Raw genomic sequence first — 24,643 nt, 5'->3', positions numbered from 1 at the left:
GCGACTACTCCCTGCCCCTGTTGCGCCGCCGCACCACGCGCGGCGCCCGGCCGGCCAGGAACGACTTTCCAGGGTCGACGACGAAACCCTGTCGGAGCGCCTCGCGCCCGATGAGCATCCGGAAGCCCATCTGATCGCGGTTGCTGAGCGTCGTCTCCGCCGTGACCGTCCTGCCGAACAGGTGCACGTCCACGAGCACGACGATGCGCTCCTCGGCGTGACCGGACGAACTGCGCACTGTCCTGCGGTCGTGCACGGGATACTCCACGGTCACCACGTCGTCTTCCGACCGCTGCCACGGCCGCACGCTGAACCGGACCCGGTCGACGCCGTGTCCGGCGCTGTCGCCAGCGCCATCACGCGTGCCGTCCGCCTCCGCCGGAAGCTCCTCGATGTCGAACGCGTGCAGCGCGGAGCTGCGCGCGCCGGTGTCGAGTTTGGCCTTGATCCAGGGAACGCCGACATCGGGCAGGCTCACCCATTCGCGCCAGCCCACGATGGTGCTTGAATGGAGGTCGTCTTTCACCCCACCATCTTGGCAGGACACCCCCGATGAAACTCGCGATCCTCTCGCGCGCCCCGCAGGCGTACTCCACTCAGCGGCTCCGAGCGGCCGCTCTGCAACGCGGGCACCGGGTGAAAGTGCTCGATACTTTGCGCTTCGCGATCGACCTCTCCGGCGACGAGCCCGACCTGCAGTACCGCGGAAAACTGCTGTCCGACTACGACGCGATCCTGCCGCGCATCGGCAACTCGATCACCTACTTCGGCACGGCGGTCGTCCGTCAGTTCGAGCAGATGGACGTCTACACGCCCAACACCGCGAACGGCATCACCAACTCCCGCGACAAGCTGCGGGCAACGCAGATCTTGTCCCGGCACAACATCGGGATGCCCGCGACCGCGTTCGTGCACAGCCGCGCCGACGTGCGCCTGGCCATCGAGAAGGTGGGCGGCGCGCCCGTCGTCATCAAGCTGCTGGAGGGCACGCAGGGCATCGGCGTCATCCTGGCACCGGATGCGAAGATCGCCGAGGCCATCATCGAGACGCTGCACTCGACCAAGCAGAACGTGCTCATCCAGAGCTTCATCTCGGAGAGCCGCGGGCGCGACATCCGGGCTCTGGTGGTCGGCGACCGCGTCGTCGCCGCCATGCGCCGCCGGGCCAACGGCGACGAGTTCCGCTCCAACGTGCACCGCGGAGGTTCGGTCGAGCCCGTCGAACTGACGCCGGAGTACGAGCTGGCCGCAGTCCGCTCCGCGCAGATCATGGGACTCCGCGTGGCCGGTGTCGACATGCTCGAAGGCAACGACGGCCCGCTGGTCATGGAGGTCAACTCCTCCCCCGGCCTCGAAGGCATCGAGACCGCCACCAAGCTGGATGTTGCGGGCGCCATCATCGACTTCATCGACAACCAGGTCGCGTTCCCCGAGATCGACGTGCGTCAGCGACTCAGTGTCTCGACCGGCTACGGCGTGGCCGAGCTGGTGGTGCACGGCAACGCCGACCTGGTCGGCAAGCGGATGCGCGATTCCGGCCTCGGCGAGCGCGACATCACCGTGCTCACCCTGCACCGCGGCGCGAACGTCATCCCGAACCCGCGCGGCGACGTCGAGCTGGAGGCCGGCGACCGCCTCCTCTGCTTCGGCAAGCTCGAAGAGATGCGCTCCATGATCCCCGAGCGCCGCCGCCGCCGGGCCAAGGTCCGCAAGCTCCCCAAAGACCACCTCCCCGAGTCCTAGAGGCGCTCCCAGCCGGGAGTGAGGGCGAGCGGGGCGGCGGGCAGCGGGGACCAGGCGGTCCAGTCGGCGGCGAGCGGGAAGGCCTGGGAGGCGACCGCAGCGACGGCGCGGCGCCCGGCGTCGTGCACGGCGGCGATCTTCGCCGCGTCGAACTTGCCCGTCTCGGCCGCCCATTCGAGCTCGTCCTCGTCTTTGAGGCTGTGGCTGCCGTCCGGTTCGGCGATCACGTCCAGGATCCAGTCGGCCGTATCGAAGCCGAGCGGCGTGCGCACCCACGGAGCTTCGAGGTTCACGTAGGCGTGTTCGGTCCAGCCATCGGCCGTGAGCCACCGCCAGGTCGACCACGGCTCGCCCGGCACGTGCACGCGCAGCACCCCGTCGCCCGTCCAGGTGTGCTCGGTGTACGTCCCACCCCAGCCGCCGGGCACCATGTTGCGTCCGCGCGGCCCTCCGCGTTCGCCGACCGCGACAGTGCCGACCGTTCCGGCGGGCTGCCAGAGGGCGATGCAGCGGTCGGAGTCCTCCACGACGTAGTGCTCGTACGCACTGCTGATGCGGTCGTCGGAGATCCAGCGGAGAAGCGTGGTCGCGGTGGTCTGCGGCATGCAGTGGAGTCTAGCCGTGCGCCACCGGCGACCCCGCTGCAGACGCGACGGACGCAGTAGACACGTCGGGCTCGGCCGGCCTCGACTCGTCGTCGAGGAACGGCTCGTGGTGATACCCGGTCCCGTCGAGGACCACCACTGTCGACTCCGGCACTTCGAGGAACACCCCCGGCAGGTCATTGAGCGGCTCGGAGACGACGAGATGCGCGCTGCGGTCGAAGATCCTGAACTGCTCCATGTCCGGGTACATCGCGAGGAGCGTCGGGATGTCGACCGCATGGAACAGCGACCGCGTCTGGTGCTGCGTGGAGTAGCGGAACGCCCAGATGGTCGATCCGTCCGCCACAGCGATGGTGCCCTGCATCGGGAACGGGATGTCGTGCGCGTGGCCGACCTCCTCCACCTTCCGGATGGCGGCGCCGACGGCCGCGATCGGGTCGTCGCGCAGTCCGTAGGTCAGCGCGAGGTGGAACAGCACCTCCGTATCCGTCGTCCCTTGGATGGACGGGTACAGCGCAGGGTCCACCGCGAGCGTCAGGTCGCGCTTGACCTTCGGGAACTCGGCGATCGCCCCGTTGTGCATGAACATCCAGTGCTCGTAGCGGAACGGGTGGCAGTTGGACTGCTGCACGGGTGGATGCGTCGCCGCGCGGACGTGCGCGAAGAACATCGGACTCTCGATCGCCGTCGACACCTCCCGCAGGTTGACGTCGTTCCAGGCCGGTTCCGTGCTGTGGAACAGCGCAGGTGTGTCCTCGCGCTTCCCTCCGCTCGGATACCAGCCGAGCCCGAAGCCGTCACCGTTGACCGGTTCGGCTCCGAGCGACGAGTTGAGCGACTGCGCCACTATCGAGTTCTGCGCGTCGAGGACCAGGGTCGATGGATTGATCGGCCCTCCGGAATACGCCAGCCATCTGCACATTGCACGACCTCCCCGTCGTTGCACCGGACGGGCTCATCATCTCACCGTCGCCCGCGACCTACCAGCCCCCGTCTGCTGTGACCGCCCAGGCGCGCGCGGTCAGCGGGATCGTCCCGTCGTCCCCGATCGGCAGGTGGCCGATCAAGTGGTCGCGCAGCCGTTCGCGAGCAGCGGGTTCGAGCCCGGCGACGTAGCCGGGAGCCGGCCCCTGGCCGCCGAGGAACGGTCGCCAGTAGTCGTCGACATCGGCGAAGACTGTCGGAATCTCGACCCCACGCACCGTGACGCCTGTCAGCCCGGCGGCGGCGAATTCCTGCCGCAGCGTCTCCGGGTCGCAGAGCGGAAACCGCACCGCCTCATCGAGCGCGGCCGCCGCCCGGTCGAGTTCAGCAGCGACGTCCCAGAAGATCCGGAGGAACTGCATCCCGTCGGCATAGTCCCAGACCGTCGCAGCGATCACGCCACCCGGCCGCACGACGCGGACGGCTTCGGCGATGGCGCTCTGCGCATCTTGGACGAAGTTCAGCACCAGCCCGAACACGACGACGTCGACGGAGGAGTCGGCCAGCGGAAGCGCGTCTGCACTCCCCTGCAGCAACTCGGCCCGTCCTCTCAGCCTCTCGGCGGCCGTCGCCAGGAATCCGGCGGACGGCTCCACTCCGACGACGGATGCTGGCGCACGCGTGTCGATGATCGCGCCGGTCAGAGCGCCGGTGCCGCAACCCACATCGAGCCAGTCGAGCCCGTCCGCCACGCCGAGCCCGTCGAGGAACGGCACGGCCAAGCGCCTGCTCCATCTCCCGACGTACCGCTCGTACGCGTCACCGGACTCCCACCGATCTCCCCCATCCGGCGCGTCCGCTCGCGCACCGCCGTCATCCACGCGGCGCCCCGCTCTGCCCCGTCCCATCGTCGGGGCCGACTACGTCCTCCGGCGCTACCACCTCCTCGGGCGTGACCACATCCCCCGCGCCACGCACCGTGGTCGTGTCGGCCGGATCGCGCTGGCGTCTGCTGAGGTACAGGATGGGAATGCCGATCAGCTCCACCGCTCCGCCGATCACCAGCGACGTCCCGTATCCCCACAGGTCCGCCGCCCGGCCGAGCGCCGGCTGGATGAACACCCCGCCCAGGCTCCCGAACAGCGAGTCGAACGAGAGCACGGTCGCACGCTGCTTCGACGGGATCATGTCGTTCAGGTATGCCTGCCGCACCGGCCCGGCCACCGCGAACACGAACCCCCACACCACGAGGAGCACGACCGCCAGCCAGAACACGTTCGTGAGTCCCAGCAGCACCAGCACGACGATGCTGGCGAGCGAGGCACCGATGACGGTGCTGGTCCTCCGTGCGAACAGCCCCCGGATGCGCGACGCGAGCACGCCGCCCGCCACCTGCGCCAGGGAGAGGATCGCGGCGGCGAGCCCCGCGATCGAGTACGCGGTCGGGTCGCCGTAGAGCTGGAGCAGGTATGGCTGCAGTGCATAGAACGCGTAGATGCCGACACCGGATGCGAACGGCGCGGACAGGATCACGTACCGCACCGAGCGCTTCCGCAACCCGTGGTCGATCGACTGCGTGAGCACGTTCTTCGTCGCCTTCAGCGGCCCCATCGACTTGTCCGGGGTGAACCCGAGGTCCTTCATCACGACGAACGCGAACACGAACATGACGACGAGCACGCCGGCCCGCAGCAGGAAAGGCACGCCGAGGTTCGTCGCCTGCGCGATCACGCCGCCGAGCACCGAACCGGCGAACATCGCGATGCCCGTGACGACGAGCCCCCGCCCGAACACCGCCTCCAGGCTTCCGGCGTATCCGGTGGAGGCGAGCGCATCGACCAGCCAGGCGTCGACCGCCCCGGAGAAGAACGTGAACCCGAGCCCGAGCAGCACGGACACCAGCGCCCACCAGACGAACGGCGCGTGCCACACCCAGAGCATCCAGTACAGCGCCGTCGTCACCGCCAGGGTGACCGTGCCGAGCAGGTACGACGCCTTCCGTCCCACCGTGTCCGCCACGACGCCGGTCGGGATCTCGAAGATCACCATGCCCGCTGTGAAGAATGCGTTCGCAGCGAACGCCTCGAAGTTGCTGAGTCCGGCGTCGAGCAGGAACAGTGTGTTGATGCCCCAGATGAACGACGCGGCCAGCGTGTTGCCGAGCAGCAGGGTCAGATAGATCCGCTGGACGCGCCTCGACGCCGGGTTCATGGCCGGCGCCTGCTCCGTGCATCCGGGGTGTTCACACAGCCATCTTCGACCTCTGCGGCCCACATGGCCAGGTCTCAGCGAGCAACGGACCCTTCTGAGGACTACCGTTGAAGCATGACAGCACCGGAAACCACGCAGGACGAGGCAGACACTGCCCGCGACGCGACGACTTTCTCTGAGCTGGGACTCGACGGGGCTGTGCTGAAGGCACTCAAGGACGTGGGTTACGAGACCCCGTCCGCGATCCAGGCCGCGACCATCCCACTCCTCCTCGACGGCCGCGATGTCGTCGGCCTCGCGCAGACAGGAACAGGCAAGACGGCAGCGTTCGCGCTGCCCATCCTGTCGCGCCTCGACGTCTCCCAGAAGACCCCGCAAGCCCTCGTGCTCGCTCCGACGCGCGAACTCGCGCTGCAGGTGTGCGAAGCGTTCGAGAAGTACGCCGCCCACCTGCGCGGCGTTCACGTGCTGCCGATCTATGGCGGCCAGGGCTACGGCATCCAGTTGTCGGCGCTCCGCCGTGGCGTCCACGTCGTCGTCGGCACCCCCGGCCGCATCATGGACCACCTGGCCAAGGGCACCCTCGACCTCTCCGAGCTCAAGTACCTCGTGCTCGACGAGGCGGACGAGATGCTCAAGATGGGATTCGCCGAGGACGTCGAGACGATCCTCGCCGACACCCCGGACGACAAGCAGGTCGCACTCTTCTCCGCGACCATGCCCGCCCAGATCCGCCGGATCTCCAAGAAGTACCTCCACGACCCGGAAGAGATCACGGTCAAGAACAAGACCACGACCTCCGCGAACACCACGCAGCGCTACCTGATGGTCTCCTACCCGCAGAAGGTGGATGCGCTCACCCGCATCCTCGAGGTGGAGAACTTCGAGGGCATGATCGTCTTCGTCCGCACCAAGAACGAGACGGAGACGCTCGCAGAGAAGCTGCGGGCCCGCGGATACTCCGCGGCCGCCATCAACGGCGACGTCGCTCAGGCGCAGCGTGAGCGCACCGTCGACCAGTTGAAGTCCGGCAAGCTGGACATCCTGGTCGCCACCGATGTGGCCGCGCGCGGTCTCGACGTCGAGCGCATCAGCCACGTCGTCAACTTCGACATCCCCATCGACACCGAGTCGTACGTGCACCGTATCGGCCGCACCGGCCGGGCCGGCCGCAGCGGTGCAGCGATCAGCTTCGTCACTCCGCGTGAGCGCCGGCTGCTGACCGCCATCGAGAAGGCCACCCGCCAGCCGCTGACCCAGATGCAGCTGCCGACGGTCGACGACGTCAATGTCACCCGCCTGGCGCGATTCGACGACGCGATCACGGAGGCGCTGGGCCAGGAGGATCGCATCGCGCGTTTCCGCGACATCATCACCCACTACGTCGAACACCACGACGTGCCGGAGGCCGATGTCGCCGCAGCCCTCGCCGTGGTCGCCCAGGGCGAGGAGCCGCTGCTCCTCTCCCCTCAGGACGAGCTGGCCCGCCGCGTGGAGCGCGACGATCACTCCCGTGACAGGGGAACCCGCGACGGACGCGATTCGCGCGACTCCCGCGGCGACAGGGGCGGACGCCCCAGCGTCCGGAGCGCCGCAGCCGCCCGAGCGGCAAGCCGATGGCGTCGTATCGCCTCGAGGTCGGCCGCCGGCAGAAGGTGGAGCCGCGTCAGATCGTCGGCGCACTGGCCAATGAGGGCGGCCTGAGCCGCGAGGACTTCGGCGCCATTCAGATCCTGCCCGCGTTCTCGCTGGTGGAACTGCCCGCCGACCTTCCTGGCGATGTTTTGCAGCGGCTGGAGAGCACACGCATCGGCGGCAAGCTGATCGAGCTGCGACCCGACCGCCGTGGCGGCACCGTCCACCGCGACGACCGCGCTCCCCGCGACGATGACCGTCCCGCCCGCAAGCCGCGCCACAAGTAGCCCCTGAACGCAGAAAAGGGCCACCCGAAACCGGGTGGCCCTTTCTTCATGTCTTCGGCGGCATATATGAACGGCCGCCTGGGCGACAATCGCTTAAAACGAAAGAGCCACCCAACAATGGGTGGCTCTTTCTAAAAGGAGTCCGGCGGTGTCCTACTCTCCCACAGGGTCCCCCCTGCAGTACCATCGGCGCAGAGAGTCTTAGCTTCCGGGTTCGGAATGTGACCGGGCGTTTCCCTCTCGCTATGGCCGCCGAAACACTATTGATGTATCAAAGTGAACGGACCAATCAGCTGATTGGTTCGGTTCTCGACCGTACATCGAGAACCACATAGTGGACGCAAGCAATCTCATGGCCCCACACACCAGCCTTACAACATGTGTGTGAGTAATGATTATCAAGTTATCGGCTTATTAGTACCGGTCAGCTCCGTGGGTCTTTAGTCCCCACTTCCACATCCGGCCTATCAACCCAGTAGTCTAGCTGGGAGCCTCTCGCCCGAAGGCATGGAAATCTCATCTCAAGGCCGGCTTCCCGCTTAGATGCTTTCAGCGGTTATCCATCCCGAACGTAGCTAATCAGCGGTGCTCCTGGCGGAACAACTGACACACCAGAGGTTCGTCCAACCCGGTCCTCTCGTACTAGGGTCAGATCCTTTCAAATTTCCTACGCGCGCAGCGGATAGGGACCGAACTGTCTCACGACGTTCTAAACCCAGCTCGCGTACCGCTTTAAGGGCGAACAGCCCAACCCTTGGGACCTACTCCAGCCCCAGGATGCGACGAGCCGACATCGAGGTGCCAAACCATGCCGTCGATATGGACTCTTGGGCAAGATCAGCCTGTTATCCCCGAGGTACCTTTTATCCGTTGAGCGACAGCGCTTCCACAAGCCACTGCCGGATCACTAGTCCCGACTTTCGTCCCTGCTCGACTTGTCAGTCTCACAGTCAAGCTCCCTTGTGCACTTACACTCGACACCTGATTGCCAACCAGGTTGAGGGAACCTTTGGGCGCCTCCGTTACTTTTTGGAGGCAACCGCCCCAGTTAAAAACTACCCACCAGGCACTGTCCCTGAACCGGATTACGGTTCGAAGTTAGATATCCAGAGTGACCAGAGTGGTATTTCAACAATGACTCCACGAACACTAGCGTGCCCGCTTCACAGTCTCCCACCTATCCTACACAAGCCACACCGAACATCAATACCAAGCTGTAGTAAAGGTCACGGGGTCTTTCCGTCCTGCTGCGCGTAACGAGCATCTTTACTCGTAGTGCAATTTCGCCGAGTTCGCGGTTGAGACAGCTGGGAAGTCGTTACGCCATTCGTGCAGGTCGGAACTTACCCGACAAGGAATTTCGCTACCTTAGGATGGTTATAGTTACCACCGCCGTTTACTGGGGCTTAAAATTCCAGCTTCGCCTTACGGCTAACCGTTCCCTTAACCTTCCAGCACCGGGCAGGCGTCAGTCCGTATACATCGTCTTGCGACTTAGCACGGACCTGTGTTTTTAGTAAACAGTCGCTTCCCACTGGTCTCTGCGGCCGTCAAACGCTCCCGGAGCAAGTCCGTTCACGCCTCAGGCCCCCCTTCTCCCGAAGTTACGGGGGCATTTTGCCGAGTTCCATCACCATTCTCTCGATCTCCTTAGTATTCTCTACCTGACCACCTGAGTCGGTTTGGGGTACGGGCGGCTGGAACCTCGCGTCGATGCTTTTCTTGGCAGCATAGGATCACCGATTTCGTCACTTAACGACCATCGTGCCTGGCCCTGAATGAGAGACGGATTTGCCTATCTCTCGGGTTACACACTTAGACCGGGACAACCATCGCCCGGCTCGGCTACCTTCCTGCGTCACACCTGTTAATACGCTAACCGCACCAGCATAGGGTCGTGTGCTAGGCCCACACGTCTCAGCCCGAAGGCCTCGATCACGGGGATTCAGACACTTAGCATTACTGGATTAGTTTGGGCGGTTCTTCGCCGGTACGGGAATATCAACCCGTTGTCCATCGACTACGCCTGTCGGCCTCGCCTTAGGTCCCGACTTACCCAGGGCGGATTAGCCTGGCCCTGGAACCCTTGGTCTTTCGGAGGACGGGTTTCTCACCCGTCTTTCGCTACTCATGCCTGCATTCTCACTCGTGTAGCGTCCACGGCTGGTTCACACCGCCGCTTCACTCGCCACACGACGCTCTCCTACCCATCAACACGGCTGGACCACGAAGGCCTACCACTAATGTCAATGCCACAACTTCGGTGGCGTGCTTGAGCCCCGTTACATTGTCGGCGCGGAATCACTTGACCAGTGAGCTATTACGCACTCTTTCAAGGGTGGCTGCTTCTAAGCCAACCTCCTGGTTGTCTGTGCAACTCCACATCCTTTCCCACTTAGCACGCGCTTAGGGACCTTAGTTGGTGGTCTGGGTTGTTTCCCTCTCGACGATGAAGCTTATCCCCCACCGTCTCACTGCTGCGCTCTCACTTACCGGCATTCGGAGTTTGGCTGACGTCAGTAACCTTTTAGGGCCCATCGGCCATCCAGTAGCTCTACCTCCGGCAAGAAACACGCAACGCTGCACCTAAATGCATTTCGGAGAGAACCAGCTATCACGAAGTTTGATTGGCCTTTCACCCCTATCCACAGCTCATCCCCTCCATTTTCAACTGAAGTGGGTTCGGTCCTCCACGACGTCTTACCGTCGCTTCAACCTGGCCATGGATAGATCACTTCGCTTCGGGTCTAGGACATGCGACTGAATCGCCCTATTCAGACTCGCTTTCGCTACGGCTACCCCTCACGGGTTAACCTCGCCACATATCGCTAACTCGCAGGCTCATTCTTCAAAAGGCACGCTGTCACCCCTACAAGGAGGCTCCAACGGTTTGTAAGCAAACGGTTTCAGGTACTATTTCACTCCCCTCCCGGGGTACTTTTCACCTTTCCCTCACGGTACTTGTCCGCTATCGGTCATCTGGGAGTATTTAGGCTTATCAGGTGGTCCTGACAGATTCACACGGGATTTCTCGGGCCCCGTGCTACTTGGGATACTCTTCACGCCATCAGAACATTTCGGCTACGGGGTTGGCACCCTCTATGACTGGCCTTTCAAAACCATTCGCCTATATTCATCTGTAACGTTCACTGTTCGGCAGAAGCAGCAGAAAAGTCCCACAACCCCGACCATGCAACGCCTGCCGGCTATCACACATGATCGGTTTAGCCTGATCCGGTTTCGCTCGCCACTACTAACGGAATCGCTTTTGCTTTCTCTTCCTGTGGGTACTGAGATGTTTCACTTCCCCACGTTCCCTCTACCCGCCCTATATATTCAGGCGGGAGTCACTGGGTCACCCAAAGGGCCCAGCGGGGTTTCCCCATTCGGAAATCCTCGGATCAAAGTTCGTTTATCAACTCCCCGAGGCTTATCGCAGATTACTACGTCCTTCTTCGGCTCCAGATGCCAAGGCATCCACCGTTTGCTCTTAGAAACTTGAAATCACATGAGTTTTAGAATCGATCGTTGCACCGAATAAATCCGGCACAAGATTGACCAATGATTAGTGGGAACCCCCGAAAGGTGTTCCTAAAATCCTTTGTGATCCGAGACTCGAAAGTCTCGAATCTAAGATGCTCGCGTCCACTGTGTAGTTCTCAAAGTACGGGCGGTACCTTCTCCGCCGGCCCAGTTATGGCCAACAAGAAAAGGTCCAGAGGTTCGTTTCCCGCCCATTCGGACGAGGCCCGGTCCCTCAGGACCCAACAGCGTGCATGTGCAGAACATCCCTGCCCTAGCCCGTTCCAACCCCCGAAGGAGCGTACTGAGTCCAGGACCAACCAGTCCCACACCATTGTCAATGTTCCACCCATGAGCTACCAGCGAGAACGAACGTCTCGATCTGGCGCCTGGACACCACCAGCGTCTTTCAACACCGGGATGCCAGATGCTCCTTAGAAAGGAGGTGATCCAGCCGCACCTTCCGGTACGGCTACCTTGTTACGACTTAGTCCTAATCACCGATCCCACCTTCGACGGCTCCTCCCACAAGGGTTAGGCCACCGGCTTCGGGTGTTACCGACTTTCATGACTTGACGGGCGGTGTGTACAAGGCCCGGGAACGTATTCACCGCAGCGTTGCTGATCTGCGATTACTAGCGACTCCGACTTCATGAGGTCGAGTTGCAGACCTCAATCCGAACTGAGACCGGCTTTTTGGGATTCGCTCCACCTTACGGTATTGCAGCCCTTTGTACCGGCCATTGTAGCATGCGTGAAGCCCAAGACATAAGGGGCATGATGATTTGACGTCATCCCCACCTTCCTCCGAGTTGACCCCGGCAGTCTCCTATGAGTTCCCACCATTCCGTGCTGGCAACATAGAACGAGGGTTGCGCTCGTTGCGGGACTTAACCCAACATCTCACGACACGAGCTGACGACAACCATGCACCACCTGTTTACGAGTGTCCAAAGAGTTGACCATTTCTGGCCCGTTCTCGTATATGTCAAGCCTTGGTAAGGTTCTTCGCGTTGCATCGAATTAATCCGCATGCTCCGCCGCTTGTGCGGGCCCCCGTCAATTCCTTTGAGTTTTAGCCTTGCGGCCGTACTCCCCAGGCGGGGCGCTTAATGCGTTAGCTGCGACACGGAAACCGTGGAATGGTCCCCACATCTAGCGCCCAACGTTTACGGCGTGGACTACCAGGGTATCTAATCCTGTTCGCTCCCCACGCTTTCGCTCCTCAGCGTCAGTTACGGCCCAGAGAACTGCCTTCGCCATCGGTGTTCCTCCTGATATCTGCGCATTCCACCGCTACACCAGGAATTCCATTCTCCCCTACCGCACTCTAGTCTGCCCGTACCCACTGCAGACCCGAGGTTGAGCCTCGGGATTTCACAGCAGACGCGACAAACCGCCTACGAGCTCTTTACGCCCAATAATTCCGGACAACGCTTGCACCCTACGTATTACCGCGGCTGCTGGCACGTAGTTAGCCGGTGCTTTTTCTGCAGGTACCGTCACTTTCGCTTCTTCCCTACTAAAAGAGGTTTACAACCCGAAGGCCGTCGTCCCTCACGCGGCGTTGCTGCATCAGGCTTTCGCCCATTGTGCAATATTCCCCACTGCTGCCTCCCGTAGGAGTCTGGGCCGTGTCTCAGTCCCAGTGTGGCCGGTCACCCTCTCAGGCCGGCTACCCGTCGTAGGCTTGGTGAGCCATTACCTCACCAACTACCTGATAGGCCGCGAGTCCATCCTTGACCGAAATTCTTTCCACGCACAGGAGATGCCTCCGTGCGTCATATCCGGTATTAGCTTCCGTTTCCGGAGGTTATCCCAGAGTCAAGGGCAGGTTACTCACGTGTTACTCACCCGTTCGCCACTAATCCCCCAGAGCAAGCTCCAGGATCATCGTTCGACTTGCATGTGTTAAGCACGCCGCCAGCGTTCGTCCTGAGCCAGGATCAAACTCTCCATTAACGTTTAGCTCCACGAGCCGCAAAACGACTCGGGAAACATTGTGCGAGAAGCGGACCGGAATAGGCCTGTTCTCCCCGCGAGTTGATCTGACTAGTTTCGAATATCTACTGACATTCTGTATCTAATCCAAAGGAATCTCTTACCCAACCGAAGTCAGGTACGAGGTTATTTGGCATTTGACAATGTGCACGCTGTTGAGTTCTCAAGGATCGGACGCACCCACCATCCCGCATCACACGGTCAAAATGGGGCAACCTGTCTAACCTACCACGTGAAGCGATCTTGTCAAATCGGCCGACCGCGATCAGGATGTCTGAGATAGACATCCGATCACTCGACCGAGCATGACGATCAGCTCAGCTAGTGGAGGATAACCACCCTCGGTTGACCCGCTGGGAAAACCTAGGATGTGGTCCCGCTTGAGGCCGGGGAGCAGTTCCGCTCTCCCGCACCTTTGGGGTGACAAGTGATTACTTTACGCACTACCCCGAAGGCCCGCAAATCACGCCCGCATCCCGGGCGCGTCGCAAAGATCGCCGGGGATTCCGCCCGGATGAACAGCCTGATCGGGCGCATTTCGCGGCTCCTGGCTCTTCTCCGAGAGGGGCGGATGCTGTTCAGTGGAGGCACGGCGATCGGCGCATCCTGATCGGTCGTGCAGGAGGGAGCGAGCCATGTCAGCAGAACCCGGCGTGCAAGTTCGTCGCATCTATGAAGGGCCGAGCGAGACGGACGAGACTCGGGTGCTCGTCGACCGTTTGTGGCCGCGCGGCGTCAGCAAGGAGCGGGCGCACCTCGACGAGTGGTGCAAGGCGGTCGCCCCGTCGGCCGACCTGCGCGTCTGGTACGGGCACATCCCCGATCGCTTCCCCGAGTTCGAGGCGCGATACACCGCAGAGCTCGACGGCCCGGAACAGTCCGCGGCGCTGCAGAGACTGTGCGAGATCGCCGAGGCGGGAACACTCACCCTGCTCACCGCGACCAAGGATCCCGGTATCAGCGAGGCCGCCGTGCTCGCACGGCTGATCCGCGAGCGGCGGGAGGCAGACCGGTGAGGTTCACGCGAGCCGAACTGGAGTCGTATCGAGGAGCGTCGCTGCCGGACATCCTCAGCGAGGGTGTCGACCTCGTCTTCGCCGGCATCAATCCCGGACTCCGGAGCGCCGCCATGCAGGCGAGCTTCGCGAACCGCGGGAACCGCTTCTTCCCAGCGCTGCACCTGGCCGGGATCACCGACCACGTCATCGACTCGTCCGCCGGCTTCAGCAGCCGCGACCTCGGCCAGCTCGCCGAGCGTCGCGTCGGGCTGACCACTCTCGTGAACTACGCGACAGCGAAGGCGTCCGAGCTCACCGACGCGCAACTCATCTCCGGCCGGACGCGACTCGAGCAGACCGCCGAGCGATACCGGCCGCGGGTGATCGCGCTGCTCGGCGTGACCGCATACCGGATTGCTTTCGCTGAACCGCACGCGGTGCCTGGCCGACAGGACAGGACGCTCGGCGCATCCACTGTCTGGGTGGTGCCGAGCCCGAGCGGGCTGAACGCGCACTATTCACTCGCCCAGCTGGCCACCGCATACCGTGAGGTCGCGGTGGCCGCGGGGATCGAGGTGGACTAGCTGCTAGCGCGTGGCGCGTGCGACCTGGTGGCCATCGATGAAGGAGCCCAGGCTCTCCTCGATGTGGAACTGCGTGTGCGCGAGGCGCGCATCCCGCACCTGGACCAGCCGTCGCGCTGCGTCGCGACGAGCGTGCAGCTTGCCCAGCGAGGTGGCCAGCCCCGCGAGCACGATCACGGCGACGATCGCGCCGCCAATCGCGGCCACGATTCCGGCGCCGGCGAGGAGGCCGGAGTTGAGCACGCCCCACACCATCGCGGCGACGGCGACGAGCAGAACGCCGGCGACGACCAGCTGGGTCCAGATGAGTGCCGGCCAGTTGGCGGCGAGCAGAGCGCGGGCCTCTGCGAGCTCACGCTCCTGCTGGCGTCGGCGGTCTTTGGCCCACTGCAGATCGCGTTCGTGGCGTCGGAGCTGCCGTCGGGCGTCGTCGTGGGCGCGGTTGTAGGAAATGGCGTTCGGGTTCACAGCGTGTCCTTCGGGTTGACGTGACTGCGTTTCGGTCAGAGCCTAGCCAGAATGTGCCGTCTGTGGGTCAAATGGAGGACACGTGTTTGTACCCCAGTTCGGGCGACACGCCCGGGCGTTCCTGAGGCTCCCCTGAGATAGATTGTGCACAACTCAATTGCGTGCAAGCATGATTGTCATGCCCGTGACCGATGAGATGGTGTGCTTCTCGCTCTACGCCGCCACCCGTGCGACGACCCAGGCCTACCGATCCCTGCTCGAACCGTGGGGCCTCACCTACCCGCAGTATCTGGTGCTGGTGACTCTGTGGATCGAGGGCGACCAGACGGTCACCTCGCTCGGCGACCACCTGCAGCTCGACTCGGGAACGCTGTCGCCTCTGCTGCGCCGGATGGAGAAGGCCGGACTCGTGTCCCGCGAGCGCCGGCACGCCGACGAACGCGTCGTCACCGTCACGATCGGCGACCGCGGACGCGAACTGCGCCCCGACCTGTCGCACATCCCGGCCAGGATCGCCGCAGGCACCGGACTGCCGGACGAGCAGTCGGCGGCCGCACTCATCGACACACTCCACCAGCTCACCGAGACGATGCACGCCGTGAGCGCGCAGCGCCAGGTCGAGCAGCACTGAACGAACCGAAAGGCACAGATGAACGTCCTCTACACCGCAGAAGCTCTCGCAACGGGGGCCGGTCGCGACGGCCGCGTCGCCACCAGCGACGACTCGTTCGCGCTCGACCTCGCCATCCCGAAGGAGATGGGGGGCTCCGGGGAAGGCACCAACCCCGAGCAGCTGTTCGCCGCGGGCTACGCCGCGTGCTTCCACTCCGCGCTGCAGGCCGTGGCCCGCAGCCAGAAGGTGAAGCTGACCGACTCGTCGGTCGGCGGCCGCGTGCAGATCGGCCCGAACGGCGAAGGCGGATACCAGCTCTCCGTGCTGCTAGAGGTCGTCCTCCCCGGCATCGAGGCTGAACAGGCGCAGGGGCTCGCAACCGCCGCCCACCAGGTGTGCCCATACTCGAATGCGACGCGCGGGAACATCGACGTCACGATCACGGTCTCGGAGGACTGAACATGAGCACGGAAACCATGAAGGCACTCATCCACCACGAATTCGGCGACCCTGCCGAGCTGCTCGCCGTCGAAGAGGTGCCGCTCCCGCAGCCGGGCGCCGGACAGGTGCGGGTTCGCACGCTCCTCTCCCCCATCCACAACCACGACCTGTGGACGGTGCGCGGCACGTACGGCTTCAAGCCGGACCTGCCGGCGCAGGCGGGGACAGAGGCCGTCGGCGTCGTGGATGCCCTCGGCGACGGCGTCGATCGGCTGGCTGTCGGCCAGCGGGTCGTCACCGGTGGCACGTTCGGGGTGTGGGCAGAGTATTTCGTCGCCGACGCAGCCGGGCTGATCCCCGTGCCGGACGCCCTGCCCGACGCGTCGGCCGCGCAGCTGGTGTCGATGCCGTTCAGCGCGCTCAGCCTCCTCGACTCCCTCGACCTGAAGGAGGGCGACTGGCTCCTGCAGAACGCGGCGAACGGCGCGGTCGGGCGGATGGTCGCCCAGCTCGGCGCCGCCCGCGGGATCAACGTGGTCGGGCTCGTGCGTCGCGCGGCCGGTGTGGACGAACTCCGCACCCAGGGGATCGAGCGGGTCATCGCGACCGACGGCGACGGCTGGCGCGACGAACTCGCCTCCATCACCGGCGGGGCGCCGATCACGGTCGGCATCGACTCGGTCGGCGGGTCGTCGGCAGGCGACGTGCTGTCGGCGCTTGCAGTGAACGGGACGCTCGTGGTGTTCGGCGCGATGGCGTCGCCGACCCTCGAACTCGCGTCGGGCGATGTGATCTTCAAGCAGGCGACCGTGAAGGGCTTCTGGGGCAGCGTCGTCAGCCGCGAGATGCCGGCCGACGTGCGCGGGAAGCTGTTCACCGAGCTCATCGCCCGGGTGTCGGACGGCACTCTGACACTGCCTGTCGCGGGCACGTTCGGCTTCGACGAGATCGCGGCCGCCGTGGCAGCGAGCGACACGGCGGGCCGCGTCGGCAAGGTACTCCTCCGCGCCTGACGCCTGGCGGTCGGCGGCGGCAAGCGGCGGCGACGCTCTGTCGCCGCCGCTCCCCCTCCGGCTAGGCTCGACGGAGCCACACAGGGGGAAGCATGACGAAAACGGGGACGAACGGCCGCGCGCAGGCGAGCGGACGACGGAGAGCCGGCCGGAGAATCGGCCGCACTGTCGGCAGGAGAATGGCGGCGGCGCTCGGCGTCGCCGTGATCGTGCCTGCTCTGCTCGCCGGATGCGCACTCTTCGCGGGCGCCGAGCCTGTCGCGACACCGACGCGGACGAAGCACGCCACCCCCACGCCGAGCAGAACCCCGGGCGGCACGGCCACCGGAGCCGTCGGTTCCGCGACGGTCACGCCGTCCGCGCCCCCCGTTCCTGCCGCGACGCTGACGCCCGTCCCCCAGGGTACGGTCGTCGCCGAGGGCGATGTCGTCTCCCCGAAGGGGAGCATCCACTTCCACTATCGGATGGTCGCGAACGGCAACAACACGTACAACGCCGAGTACTCGAAGTTCACCTCGACCGTTCCTGTCCCTGTGTCTGTCACGCTCATCGACGTCGCGCCCGAAGTCGGAGACGGCCTGACCTACCACGGCGTGGGAGACCACCAGCTCGGCGGACCGACCACGGCGCAGGCTCCGCCGTCGACGAGCCTCCTCGGCAACGTCGGACAGCCGTCGTACCTGGGGACGCTCGTGACGTACTCGTCCGCGCCCTCCGCCGACGGCACGCCCGTGGAGCTCGGGCCGGACAAGGTGCTGGCGGTCAACAGCATCCACTGGTCGGTTCCTGTGCGGCCGTCGAACGTGCATCCGGTCGACAGTGGCGCGCTAGCCGGTGCCGGAGGGTCAGTCACCGCGACGACCGCGAGCGGTGCACCGAAACGGTATGCGGTCGCGCAGGGAGACAACCCGTCGGATGTGGCCGCGCGCTTCCAGATCCCGGTCGAGTACGTGCTCTGGCTGAACCCGGACCTTCCGGGCGACGGTGGCAATCAGTTCCTGTACGCGGGGACGACGCTGAACCTCGACCCGGACAGCCTGTGACGGCGGTTCTCGGCGCTTCCCGGCGCTTGACCGGGACGCGACGGCGCGGACCGACGAACCGACAGTCCGTTGGCGCGGTCAACGCCGACGCCACCCCGCGAACAGGGCGTGCAGCAGCGGGAGAACGGAAACGGCCATGAGGATGGTGCCGAAGACCTGATCCTGGGCGCGCAAGACGGCCCCTCCGATCAGCAGCGCCGCGAACAGGACAGCGGAGATCAGCCGTCGCGCCGTGCGGTCGAGCCCGGCCACCCGCTGCTCCAGGCGCGGGGAACGGACCTCGACCGAGCCGTCGTCGATGCGGTCGAGGAGTGCATCCACCCGTTTCGGCAGTCGCAGCGCGATCCCGGCGATCTCGACGGCCTGCTTCGCGAGATCCTGGACGACGTTGCCGCGTTCATCGCGGAGCAGTTGCGCCGCATACGGTTCGACGGAATCCCAGAGATTGAACTCGGGGTCGAGGGCGCTGCACACCCCTGAGGTGAGCGACATCGCACGGATGATGAGCAGGAAGTTCTCCGGCAACTGGAACGGCAGCGAACGCACCACGTCGCCGAACTGCACCGCGAAATCGCGGAACTCGCGCGGATCCACCTCGCGCAGTTCGGCGAACCCCATGCCGCCGAACCGGGCGAACAGGTGCGTCATCGCCTTCTCGAGCTCGCCGGTTTCGGCGGTCGGAAGCAGCACGCCAACGTCGCGCATCGCATCCACCAGGCCGCGGCCGTCGCGGGAGGCGGCGGCGATCAGCAGTTTGCGGAGGCCGCTGCGGGTGCTGGCGCCGACCTCGCCCATCATGCCGAAGTCGATGAAGGTCAGCTTCCAGGCAGGGGCGGAGGTCGCGTCGTCTGCGGAGCCCGGAGAGTCTGGGGAGTCGAAGGCGACTGTCGCTGTGCCCGCGACCGGGGTGACGAAGATGTTGCCGGGGTGAGGGTCGGCGTGGAAGAAGCCGTTCGTGAACAGCTGGTCGAACATGACGGAGGCGAAGACCGGGGCGACCTTCGCCGGGTCGATGCCCGCCGCATCCAGTGCTGCCGCGTCGGTGATCTTGATCGCGGTCACGTCTTCGAGCGTGAGAACGCGCCGGGTCGTCCGCTCCCAGACGACCTCGGGAACAGCCACCCGCGCGTCGCCGGCGAACTGCTCGGCGAACCGCTCGGCGCTGGCCGCCTCGTGCAGGTAGTCGATCTCCTCCAGGCTCGTCAGCGCGAACTCCTCGACGAGCGCCGGCATGTCCACCCGGTCGGAGACGAGCCGCACGCGGCTCAGCCACCCGCCGACCTTGCGCAGCGCGGCGAGGTCGACGTCGACGATCGCGCCGATGCCCGGGCGCTGGACCTTGATCACCACGCCGTCGAGGCCCGTGTCGGCCGCATCCATCGGGGACAGCCGTGCACGGTGCGCCTGGCCGAGCGAAGCGGCCGCGACCGGCACCTCGTCGATCGCCGCAAACGCCTGCGTGAGCGGGATGCCCAACTCGGCTTCCGCGAGCTCGCGGATCGCCGCGAACGGAACGGGCGGCACTTCGTCCTGCAACCCCTGCAACTCGGTGGTGATCTCCGGAGGGAGGACGTCGAGCCTGGACGACATGAACTGGCCGACCTTGATCATCAAGCCGCCGAGCTCGACCGCGAGAACGTGGAACCGCTGGGCGAACCGCCGCATCCGCTTCGACCGGGTGCGGTCCGCGACGGACTGCAGCCCGATGCGCGGCAGGAGGAGTTCATACCACCAGGTGACGGCCAGATTCCAGCCGGCGAACCGCAGGATGCGGCGGTAGCGGGCACGCGTCGAGCCCGCGCTGGACGCGGAGATGCCAGCGCGTTCGGGAGGAACCGACGACACCCGCGTCAGTCCTGGGCGAGAATCGAGTACAGCTTGCGCCGAGCCTCATCCAGCACGGCGACCGCCTGGTCGATCTGCTCCTTTGTGCCGGTGCGGCGCACCTGGGCCGCTGCCTGCGCGAGGTCGAACCCGGCCTTGGGCAAGGGGCCGCCCATCATTCCTGCGGGGCCGCCGCCTCCGGTACTTCCCGCTCCGTCGCCGGCGCCCTCGGACTCCCAGGGTGCCGGACCTGCCGCCTCCGCCTCCGCTCGCCCACCCTCGGTGAGCGCGTAGGTCTTGCGGCCGTTGGACTCCTCGGCGGTGAGGAGTCCCTCGTCGGCGAGAAGCTGCAGGGTCGGATAGACGGATCCGGCGCTCGGCTTCCAGCTGCCGCCGCTGCGCTCCTCGATCTCACGGATGATCTGATATCCGTGCATCGGTTTCTCGGCGAGCAGAGCGAGCACGGCGGCGCGGACGTCGCCGCGGCCCATGCGCGTGGTGACGCGCTTCTCGAACGCGGAGCGGAGCTGCTCGAGCGTCTGCCACAGATTGTCCGCGGATGCGCCGGGGTTGAAACCTCCGGATGGGAACGATGCACTCATGATGTCCTCCGAATCGGGTCGGTAACGATAGTCAACGATATATCGTTAGCGCTCGGGATGCGAGGGTGACGTTGAGATGTTTGGACCGGACGAGTCGATCAGCTGACCGGGAAATAGGGCCTCGACGCGGCACCCAGGCGTCGATAGGGTGTGCTCGTCTGACAGCACCGACGCTGCGGCGACGAAGGAGACGAACAATGGCCGGGAAGTTTGAGATCTACCAGTCCAGCAACGGCGAATACCGTTTCCGGCTGAAGGCAGGCAACGGCGAGATCATCGCGGTGTCCGAAGGCTACAAGTCGAAGGCCTCAGCGAAGAACGGGATCGAGTCCGTGCAGACGAACGCGCCGAGCGCGGCTGTGGTCGATCTGACGGAGTAGGCGGCACCACGATCGGGAGGCCCCGGAGGCGCGCGGAAGGCGGCGTGCATCCGGGGCTTTCGTTGTGGGCTGGGTGGCGGTGGGCTCGTGAGGCGTGGCGTGCCGATACGATCCCGAGGTGACGACGAACGATGCGCCCGCGGCGGCGGCGGGAACCTGGCAGCTCGGACAATTCACGGTCAACCGGCTCGGATTCGGCGCGATGCGCGTCACCGGCACGGCGGCGTTCGACCTGGGCGAGCCTCGGTCGCGCGCCTCGTCGATCGCGGTGCTGCAACGCGCGATCGAACTCGGTGTGAACCACATCGACACGGCGTCGTTCTACTTCTCGCGACTGCGCTCGGCGAACGAACTGATCAACACCGCGCTCGCCCCCTACCGTGCCGGACTCGTCATCGGCACCAAGGTCGGGCCGGGCCGGGTGCCGTCGGGCGACTGGCTGGACTGGGCCACCCCCGACCAGTTGCGCGGCCAGGTCGAAGAGAATCTGCGCCAGCTCGGCCTCGACCGGCTCGACCTCGTCACCCTCCGCGTCTATGGGGAAAAGTCGATCGGCGAACACTATGAAGCGCTGGCAGGGATGCGCGAGGAGGGTCTGATCGGCGAGCTCGGCGTTTCAACCGTGACGCTGGACCAACTCGCGGAGGCGCGCACGATCGCTCCGGTCGTCAGCGTGCAGGCACGATTCGGCCTCGGCAACACCACACCGGAATCGGAGGCACTGCTCGCGGAGTGCACGCGGCTCGGGATCGCGTTCGTGCCGTACTTCGCGATCGCCGGGGAAGGGCGGGAGCGCGGGGCCATTGCAGGTGAGAGCCCGGAGGTCGAGTTGGTGGGCAGGCGCCTCGGACTCTCGCCGGCGCAGGTGAGACTCGCGTGGTCGCTGCATCGTGCGCCGAATGTGCTGGCCATTCCTGGGACCGGGGATATCGGGCATCTGGAGGAGAACGTGGCGGCGGCGAGGGTGCGACTGAGCGAAGGCGACCTGGAGGCGCTCAATCGCCGGGGCGGAACGAAGGATCCTGCCGCTGCCGTTGTGCGTTGAATGAGCGCCGCGATGTAGTGTGCTGTCGCGCGCGTCGACGGGCACGATGGCGAACGAGAGCGTCAGGCAAAAGAAAAAGCCCCGGACCACGCGAGATTCGCGTGGTCCGGGGCTTCGGCATCATCTCGTGTACTGCTTGATCCGAGCGTGCCATCCCTTGAGCCCAGAGACTTCGTCGCAAAGTTCGTCGACAGTCGGCGCGACGTAGTTCTCTTCTGGCGCGTTGTCGTGTCGCGCTGCCCAGCTCGATGTCTTCGCGTAAGTGGACTGGAACTCATCGTGATCCTCCTGCGTGAAAAGAGGAAGAATTTTAAGCATCGTCGGGCGCACCTCGTTGGTCCCACGGTCAACGAGTTCGTTCACGATATGCAGATTCACCGCACGCTCAAGGGTCTCCGACAGTCGTCCCGCGATCTGGGCCGTCCGCTCCGTGTAGTCGTCCTCTGACAGGCCCTCTCGCTCTCGCTTCAGTTGGGCGAGGTCTGCCTCAAGCTTGTTGATGCGTTCAGGGATGTCCTTCGCGGCCCAGGGGAGCTGGTCAACGACAAGACCAGGCTGAGCCCCTCCCATGCGTTGGATCGACCGCATTGCTACTGGGACGGACTTGCTCTTTGCCGCCTTGATCAACGCGTGTACGAAGGTGATTTCGTGCGTGAATACGATCACCTGTCGCTGGCTCGCCAGCTCGACAAGGCGCCGAGCGACTTTCGATCGCCGCTCCGCGTCTAGGGACGATACAGGATCGTCAAAGACAACGCTGGAGCGCGACTCGTCAAGTTCGACTTCGGTAAGAAATCCCGCCAGGCCGAGCGCCGTCTGCTCTCCTTCACTAAGCACCTGGTCGACATCTGCATTGCGTCGCGAACCGAGCAGCCTCGGCTGATGTTCGAGTGCGGAGTTACGACCTCGTCCGGTTCGGTTGAGGGTGACGCGGCGCAGGTCCAAGCCCTCGGTCTCTCGGGTGAAATGATCCCGGACCTCCGCGGTCACATACGTCTCGGTCAGTTCTCCGCGCTTGTTCGTAATCGCGTTCGTCGCGGTGAGGCGACGAACGTCTTCGATCACTTTGCGCTGGGTGAGCCGTGTCACCTCGGCCTCGATGACCGCTCTCGCCTCGCTGAGGGTCTTTGCGTCGTGCAGTTCGACAACCGTCTTGCTCGTCATGCTGAGCGTTTGAGCAAAAGTCGACGCGTCAATGTCTCGCGCCTCCGTCGTCAGTGCGTGTGCCCGCGTGTTCGCCCGACCGCTGATCGGGTCTGTGAGCGCAAGAAGACTTATGCCCTCTTTGCCATCCAGCCATGAAACCGCCGCCGCAGCTGCGCGAGTTCCGGTTTCGAACCAATCGAGCACGGATTGGACAGCCTCGCCACCGTCCTGCAGTCGATTCATTGCAGCAGAGACCGCGACCGGAAGCGTCTGAAGGTCGGCGAAGTTAGCTCTGTAGATCGCGAGTGCCTTGGCGAACGCGTCCGCGTCACGTGACGCTGTGTCTGCCACGAACGCCTCGAAGCGAGAGAGTCGATCAGCGGCCTGCTCACTCAAGGGCTGCTGGCAGAGCACACAAACAGCGCCACCGTCCGTGACTGGGAAGGCGTGTTCATGGTACGCGTCGCTCAGAGAAAACTTGCGCGCAGCCTCCCAGAGCGAACGCCAGGTCTCCGAGCCGACGCTGGAGAGTGGCTCAGAGTCGAAGGTTCGTGCTGATGCAATGCGTGCAGCTTCCTGAAGCTGAATCGTCTTCTGGTGGAGATCTCTCAGTGCGCGCTGCCCCTCATCACCGAGTGCGTCTTCCACCGTCCTAGCGTGTACCTCGACCGTCGACCAGTCGCGTCCGAGTGCCGCGAGTCGTTCCTTCTCCTTGTTTGGGTCACTCCCCTTGAGTCGCGCCTCCTCCGCTAACTGCTTCACAAGCTGCTCGTCGTGATCCTCAGCCAGATTGGTAGCCTCCGCGATCGCCTCCTTAGAGGTGGTGGCCGAGATGTCTGACAGAAACGCAGAGGCCGCAGTTCCTGGATGGAGGACGGGAAGCTGCGGTCGCTCGGTCTGGTTGACACCAAGCCGGCGATTCAATTCAGCGGCAACTGTCTCGCACGCATCGGATAGTCGATCCAAAATCGTAAGTGCTGATGGTCGGTAGGTGACTTCCGACGCCGCCGTGACATATGCCTCGCCGCAGTCCTCGTCGTAGAACCGGATCCGGGACAACTCGACGGTTTGTGTCTCACCGAGCTTCCAGCTCTTTGCGTCAGCACCGACCTGGTAGACGATTTTCGCCGTCTGGGCGATGTCAACATCCGAGAAGACGTCACCAAGGAGGTGGTCAGTCTTGACGCGAGCGGTGACGGCTTCACGGATGAGTCGAGCGTAGCCAGACTTCCCGCTGGCGTTGTTGCCGAAAACGATGGTAAGACCGGCGGCACCAAATGAGAGGGTTTGGCCTCCGGCGAGCGCATTGACACCCTCAACGTCCGTGACCTTGACCATGCTCACGGGATCGCCCGCTGTCGTTGAGCCAGGAATGTCGGCAACCCCGATGTTTGCGGCCACGGGGTAGCTTGCCGCAATCAGTTGATCCGCAATGTTGGATGCGTCCTCAGCGGACAACGACTCGCTGCGGCAGAAGCGCGCCGCAACGTCTTTCTGCCAATCCGGACGCGTCGCCAACCAGTCCGCTAGATCGTCACTAAGAGTCACTACTCTCCTA

18 protein-coding genes, 3 rRNA genes and 1 pseudogene are annotated in these 24,643 nt (G+C 64.5%); 10 read left to right on the top strand and 12 right to left on the bottom strand.

What is annotated here, in order from left to right:
* Positions 1-4 precede the first annotated feature (4 nt).
* Positions 5-526 (bottom strand): ATP-dependent zinc protease family protein, encoded by a 522-nt coding sequence (locus AC37TH_RS16875; RefSeq protein WP_490765495.1) that lies wholly within the window; start codon positions 524-526, stop codon positions 5-7.
* A 26-nt stretch (positions 527-552) separates the two neighbouring features.
* On the opposite strand from AC37TH_RS16875, the gene rimK reads away from it, so the two are divergent.
* Positions 553-1,743, top strand: a complete 1,191-nt coding sequence (rimK, locus tag AC37TH_RS16870; protein ID WP_490765494.1) for a 30S ribosomal protein S6--L-glutamate ligase — start codon at positions 553-555, stop codon at positions 1,741-1,743.
* Here the strand turns inward: rimK and AC37TH_RS16865 are convergent.
* From AC37TH_RS16865 to AC37TH_RS16850, 4 genes are all read right to left on the bottom strand, one after another.
* Positions 1,740-2,348 (bottom strand): ribonuclease FAU-1 family protein, encoded by a 609-nt coding sequence (locus AC37TH_RS16865; protein ID WP_490765493.1) that lies wholly within the window; start codon positions 2,346-2,348, stop codon positions 1,740-1,742. The genes rimK and AC37TH_RS16865 overlap by 4 nt on opposite strands.
* 10 nt (positions 2,349-2,358) lie before the next feature.
* Positions 2,359-3,270 (bottom strand): class II glutamine amidotransferase, encoded by a 912-nt coding sequence (locus AC37TH_RS16860; RefSeq protein WP_490765492.1) that lies wholly within the window; start codon positions 3,268-3,270, stop codon positions 2,359-2,361.
* 58 nt (positions 3,271-3,328) lie between these two features.
* A complete protein-coding gene (locus tag AC37TH_RS16855) occupies positions 3,329-4,048 on the bottom strand; it encodes a class I SAM-dependent methyltransferase (protein ID WP_490766079.1) in 720 nt (239 codons plus the stop codon).
* Positions 4,049-4,145: 97 nt separating this feature from the next.
* Positions 4,146-5,483 (bottom strand): MFS transporter, encoded by a 1,338-nt coding sequence (locus AC37TH_RS16850; protein WP_490765491.1) that lies wholly within the window; start codon positions 5,481-5,483, stop codon positions 4,146-4,148.
* Positions 5,484-5,597: 114 nt separating this feature from the next.
* On the opposite strand from AC37TH_RS16850, the pseudogene AC37TH_RS16845 reads away from it, so the two are divergent.
* A pseudogene (locus AC37TH_RS16845) lies at positions 5,598-7,405 on the top strand (DEAD/DEAH box helicase).
* 140 nt (positions 7,406-7,545) lie between these two features.
* Here AC37TH_RS16845 and rrf read toward each other — a convergent pair.
* The 3 genes from rrf to AC37TH_RS16830 form a co-directional block, all read right to left on the bottom strand.
* Positions 7,546-7,662 (bottom strand): 5S ribosomal RNA (gene rrf, locus AC37TH_RS16840).
* A gap of 137 nt (positions 7,663-7,799) precedes the next feature.
* Positions 7,800-10,909, bottom strand: a 23S ribosomal RNA gene (locus AC37TH_RS16835).
* Positions 10,910-11,365: 456 nt separating this feature from the next.
* Positions 11,366-12,889: ribosomal RNA gene (locus tag AC37TH_RS16830) — 16S ribosomal RNA — on the bottom strand.
* Together the 16S, 23S and 5S rRNA genes form the textbook arrangement of a ribosomal RNA operon.
* Before the next feature lie 674 nt (positions 12,890-13,563).
* Between AC37TH_RS16830 and AC37TH_RS16825 the strand changes: the two genes are divergently transcribed.
* Both AC37TH_RS16825 and AC37TH_RS16820 read left to right on the top strand, forming a co-directional pair.
* Entirely contained in the window at positions 13,564-13,944 is a 381-nt protein-coding gene (locus tag AC37TH_RS16825) for a DUF488 domain-containing protein (RefSeq protein WP_490765490.1), read from the top strand.
* On the top strand, positions 13,941-14,510 hold the full coding sequence (locus AC37TH_RS16820) for a mismatch-specific DNA-glycosylase (protein WP_490765489.1): 570 nt from the start codon (positions 13,941-13,943) through the stop codon (positions 14,508-14,510). The genes AC37TH_RS16825 and AC37TH_RS16820 overlap by 4 nt, the downstream gene beginning before the upstream one ends.
* A gap of 3 nt (positions 14,511-14,513) precedes the next feature.
* On the opposite strand, the gene AC37TH_RS16815 is transcribed toward AC37TH_RS16820, so the two are convergent.
* Positions 14,514-14,978, bottom strand: coding sequence for a hypothetical protein (locus AC37TH_RS16815; RefSeq protein ID WP_490765488.1), 465 nt, complete (start codon positions 14,976-14,978; stop codon positions 14,514-14,516).
* A 178-nt stretch (positions 14,979-15,156) separates the two neighbouring features.
* Here AC37TH_RS16815 and AC37TH_RS16810 point away from each other — a divergent pair, with 178 nt between their 5' ends.
* The 4 genes from AC37TH_RS16810 (at position 15,157) to AC37TH_RS16795 (ending at position 18,088) form a co-directional block, all read left to right on the top strand.
* Positions 15,157-15,609, top strand: coding sequence for a MarR family winged helix-turn-helix transcriptional regulator (locus tag AC37TH_RS16810; protein WP_490765486.1), 453 nt, complete (start codon positions 15,157-15,159; stop codon positions 15,607-15,609).
* An 18-nt stretch (positions 15,610-15,627) separates the two neighbouring features.
* The gene (locus AC37TH_RS16805) at positions 15,628-16,050 is read left to right on the top strand and encodes an organic hydroperoxide resistance protein (protein ID WP_490765485.1); all 423 of its coding nucleotides are present in this window, start codon (positions 15,628-15,630) and stop codon (positions 16,048-16,050) included.
* A gap of 17 nt (positions 16,051-16,067) precedes the next feature.
* Positions 16,068-17,045 (top strand): zinc-binding dehydrogenase, encoded by a 978-nt coding sequence (locus AC37TH_RS16800; protein ID WP_490766078.1) that lies wholly within the window; start codon positions 16,068-16,070, stop codon positions 17,043-17,045.
* Positions 17,046-17,137: 92 nt separating this feature from the next.
* Positions 17,138-18,088, top strand: a complete 951-nt coding sequence (locus AC37TH_RS16795; RefSeq protein WP_490765484.1) for a LysM peptidoglycan-binding domain-containing protein — start codon at positions 17,138-17,140, stop codon at positions 18,086-18,088.
* A gap of 78 nt (positions 18,089-18,166) precedes the next feature.
* On the opposite strand, the gene AC37TH_RS16790 is transcribed toward AC37TH_RS16795, so the two are convergent.
* Together AC37TH_RS16790 and AC37TH_RS16785 are read right to left on the bottom strand one after the other, a co-directional pair.
* Complete coding sequence (locus AC37TH_RS16790) at positions 18,167-19,933, bottom strand: ABC1 kinase family protein (protein ID WP_490765482.1); 1,767 nt, start codon at positions 19,931-19,933, stop codon at positions 18,167-18,169.
* Positions 19,934-19,938: 5 nt separating this feature from the next.
* The gene (locus AC37TH_RS16785; RefSeq protein ID WP_490765481.1) at positions 19,939-20,514 is read right to left on the bottom strand and encodes a PadR family transcriptional regulator; all 576 of its coding nucleotides are present in this window, start codon (positions 20,512-20,514) and stop codon (positions 19,939-19,941) included.
* Between the two features lie 197 nt (positions 20,515-20,711).
* On the opposite strand from AC37TH_RS16785, the gene AC37TH_RS16780 reads away from it, so the two are divergent.
* Both AC37TH_RS16780 and AC37TH_RS16775 read left to right on the top strand, forming a co-directional pair.
* Positions 20,712-20,894, top strand: coding sequence for a YegP family protein (locus AC37TH_RS16780; RefSeq protein ID WP_490765480.1), 183 nt, complete (start codon positions 20,712-20,714; stop codon positions 20,892-20,894).
* Positions 20,895-21,012: 118 nt separating this feature from the next.
* The gene (locus tag AC37TH_RS16775; RefSeq protein WP_490765479.1) at positions 21,013-21,939 is read left to right on the top strand and encodes an aldo/keto reductase; all 927 of its coding nucleotides are present in this window, start codon (positions 21,013-21,015) and stop codon (positions 21,937-21,939) included.
* A gap of 120 nt (positions 21,940-22,059) precedes the next feature.
* Here AC37TH_RS16775 and AC37TH_RS16770 read toward each other — a convergent pair whose 3' ends face one another.
* Positions 22,060-24,633 (bottom strand): AAA family ATPase, encoded by a 2,574-nt coding sequence (locus AC37TH_RS16770; RefSeq protein WP_490765478.1) that lies wholly within the window; start codon positions 24,631-24,633, stop codon positions 22,060-22,062.
* Positions 24,634-24,643 lie beyond the last annotated feature (10 nt).

Source organism: Leifsonia sp. McL0627, assembly GCF_058244615.1.
Note: the sequence above shows the minus strand (reverse complement) of the source record. Positions and strands in the feature narration are given on the sequence as shown.

Coding starts and splice junctions, on each gene's coding strand:
- AC37TH_RS16785 (WP_490765481.1), bottom strand. CDS start 20,514: ATGAGTGCATCGTTCCCATCCGGAGGTTTCAACCCCGGCGCATCCGCG.
- AC37TH_RS16780 (WP_490765480.1), top strand. CDS start 20,712: ATGGCCGGGAAGTTTGAGATCTACCAGTCCAGCAACGGCGAATACCGT.
- AC37TH_RS16800 (WP_490766078.1), top strand. CDS start 16,068: ATGAAGGCACTCATCCACCACGAATTCGGCGACCCTGCCGAGCTGCTC.
- AC37TH_RS16860 (WP_490765492.1), bottom strand. CDS start 3,270: ATGTGCAGATGGCTGGCGTATTCCGGAGGGCCGATCAATCCATCGACC.
- rimK (WP_490765494.1), top strand. CDS start 553: ATGAAACTCGCGATCCTCTCGCGCGCCCCGCAGGCGTACTCCACTCAG.
- AC37TH_RS16865 (WP_490765493.1), bottom strand. CDS start 2,348: ATGCCGCAGACCACCGCGACCACGCTTCTCCGCTGGATCTCCGACGAC.
- AC37TH_RS16795 (WP_490765484.1), top strand. CDS start 17,138: ATGACGAAAACGGGGACGAACGGCCGCGCGCAGGCGAGCGGACGACGG.
- AC37TH_RS16805 (WP_490765485.1), top strand. CDS start 15,628: ATGAACGTCCTCTACACCGCAGAAGCTCTCGCAACGGGGGCCGGTCGC.
- AC37TH_RS16825 (WP_490765490.1), top strand. CDS start 13,564: ATGTCAGCAGAACCCGGCGTGCAAGTTCGTCGCATCTATGAAGGGCCG.
- AC37TH_RS16810 (WP_490765486.1), top strand. CDS start 15,157: ATGCCCGTGACCGATGAGATGGTGTGCTTCTCGCTCTACGCCGCCACC.
- AC37TH_RS16850 (WP_490765491.1), bottom strand. CDS start 5,483: ATGAACCCGGCGTCGAGGCGCGTCCAGCGGATCTATCTGACCCTGCTG.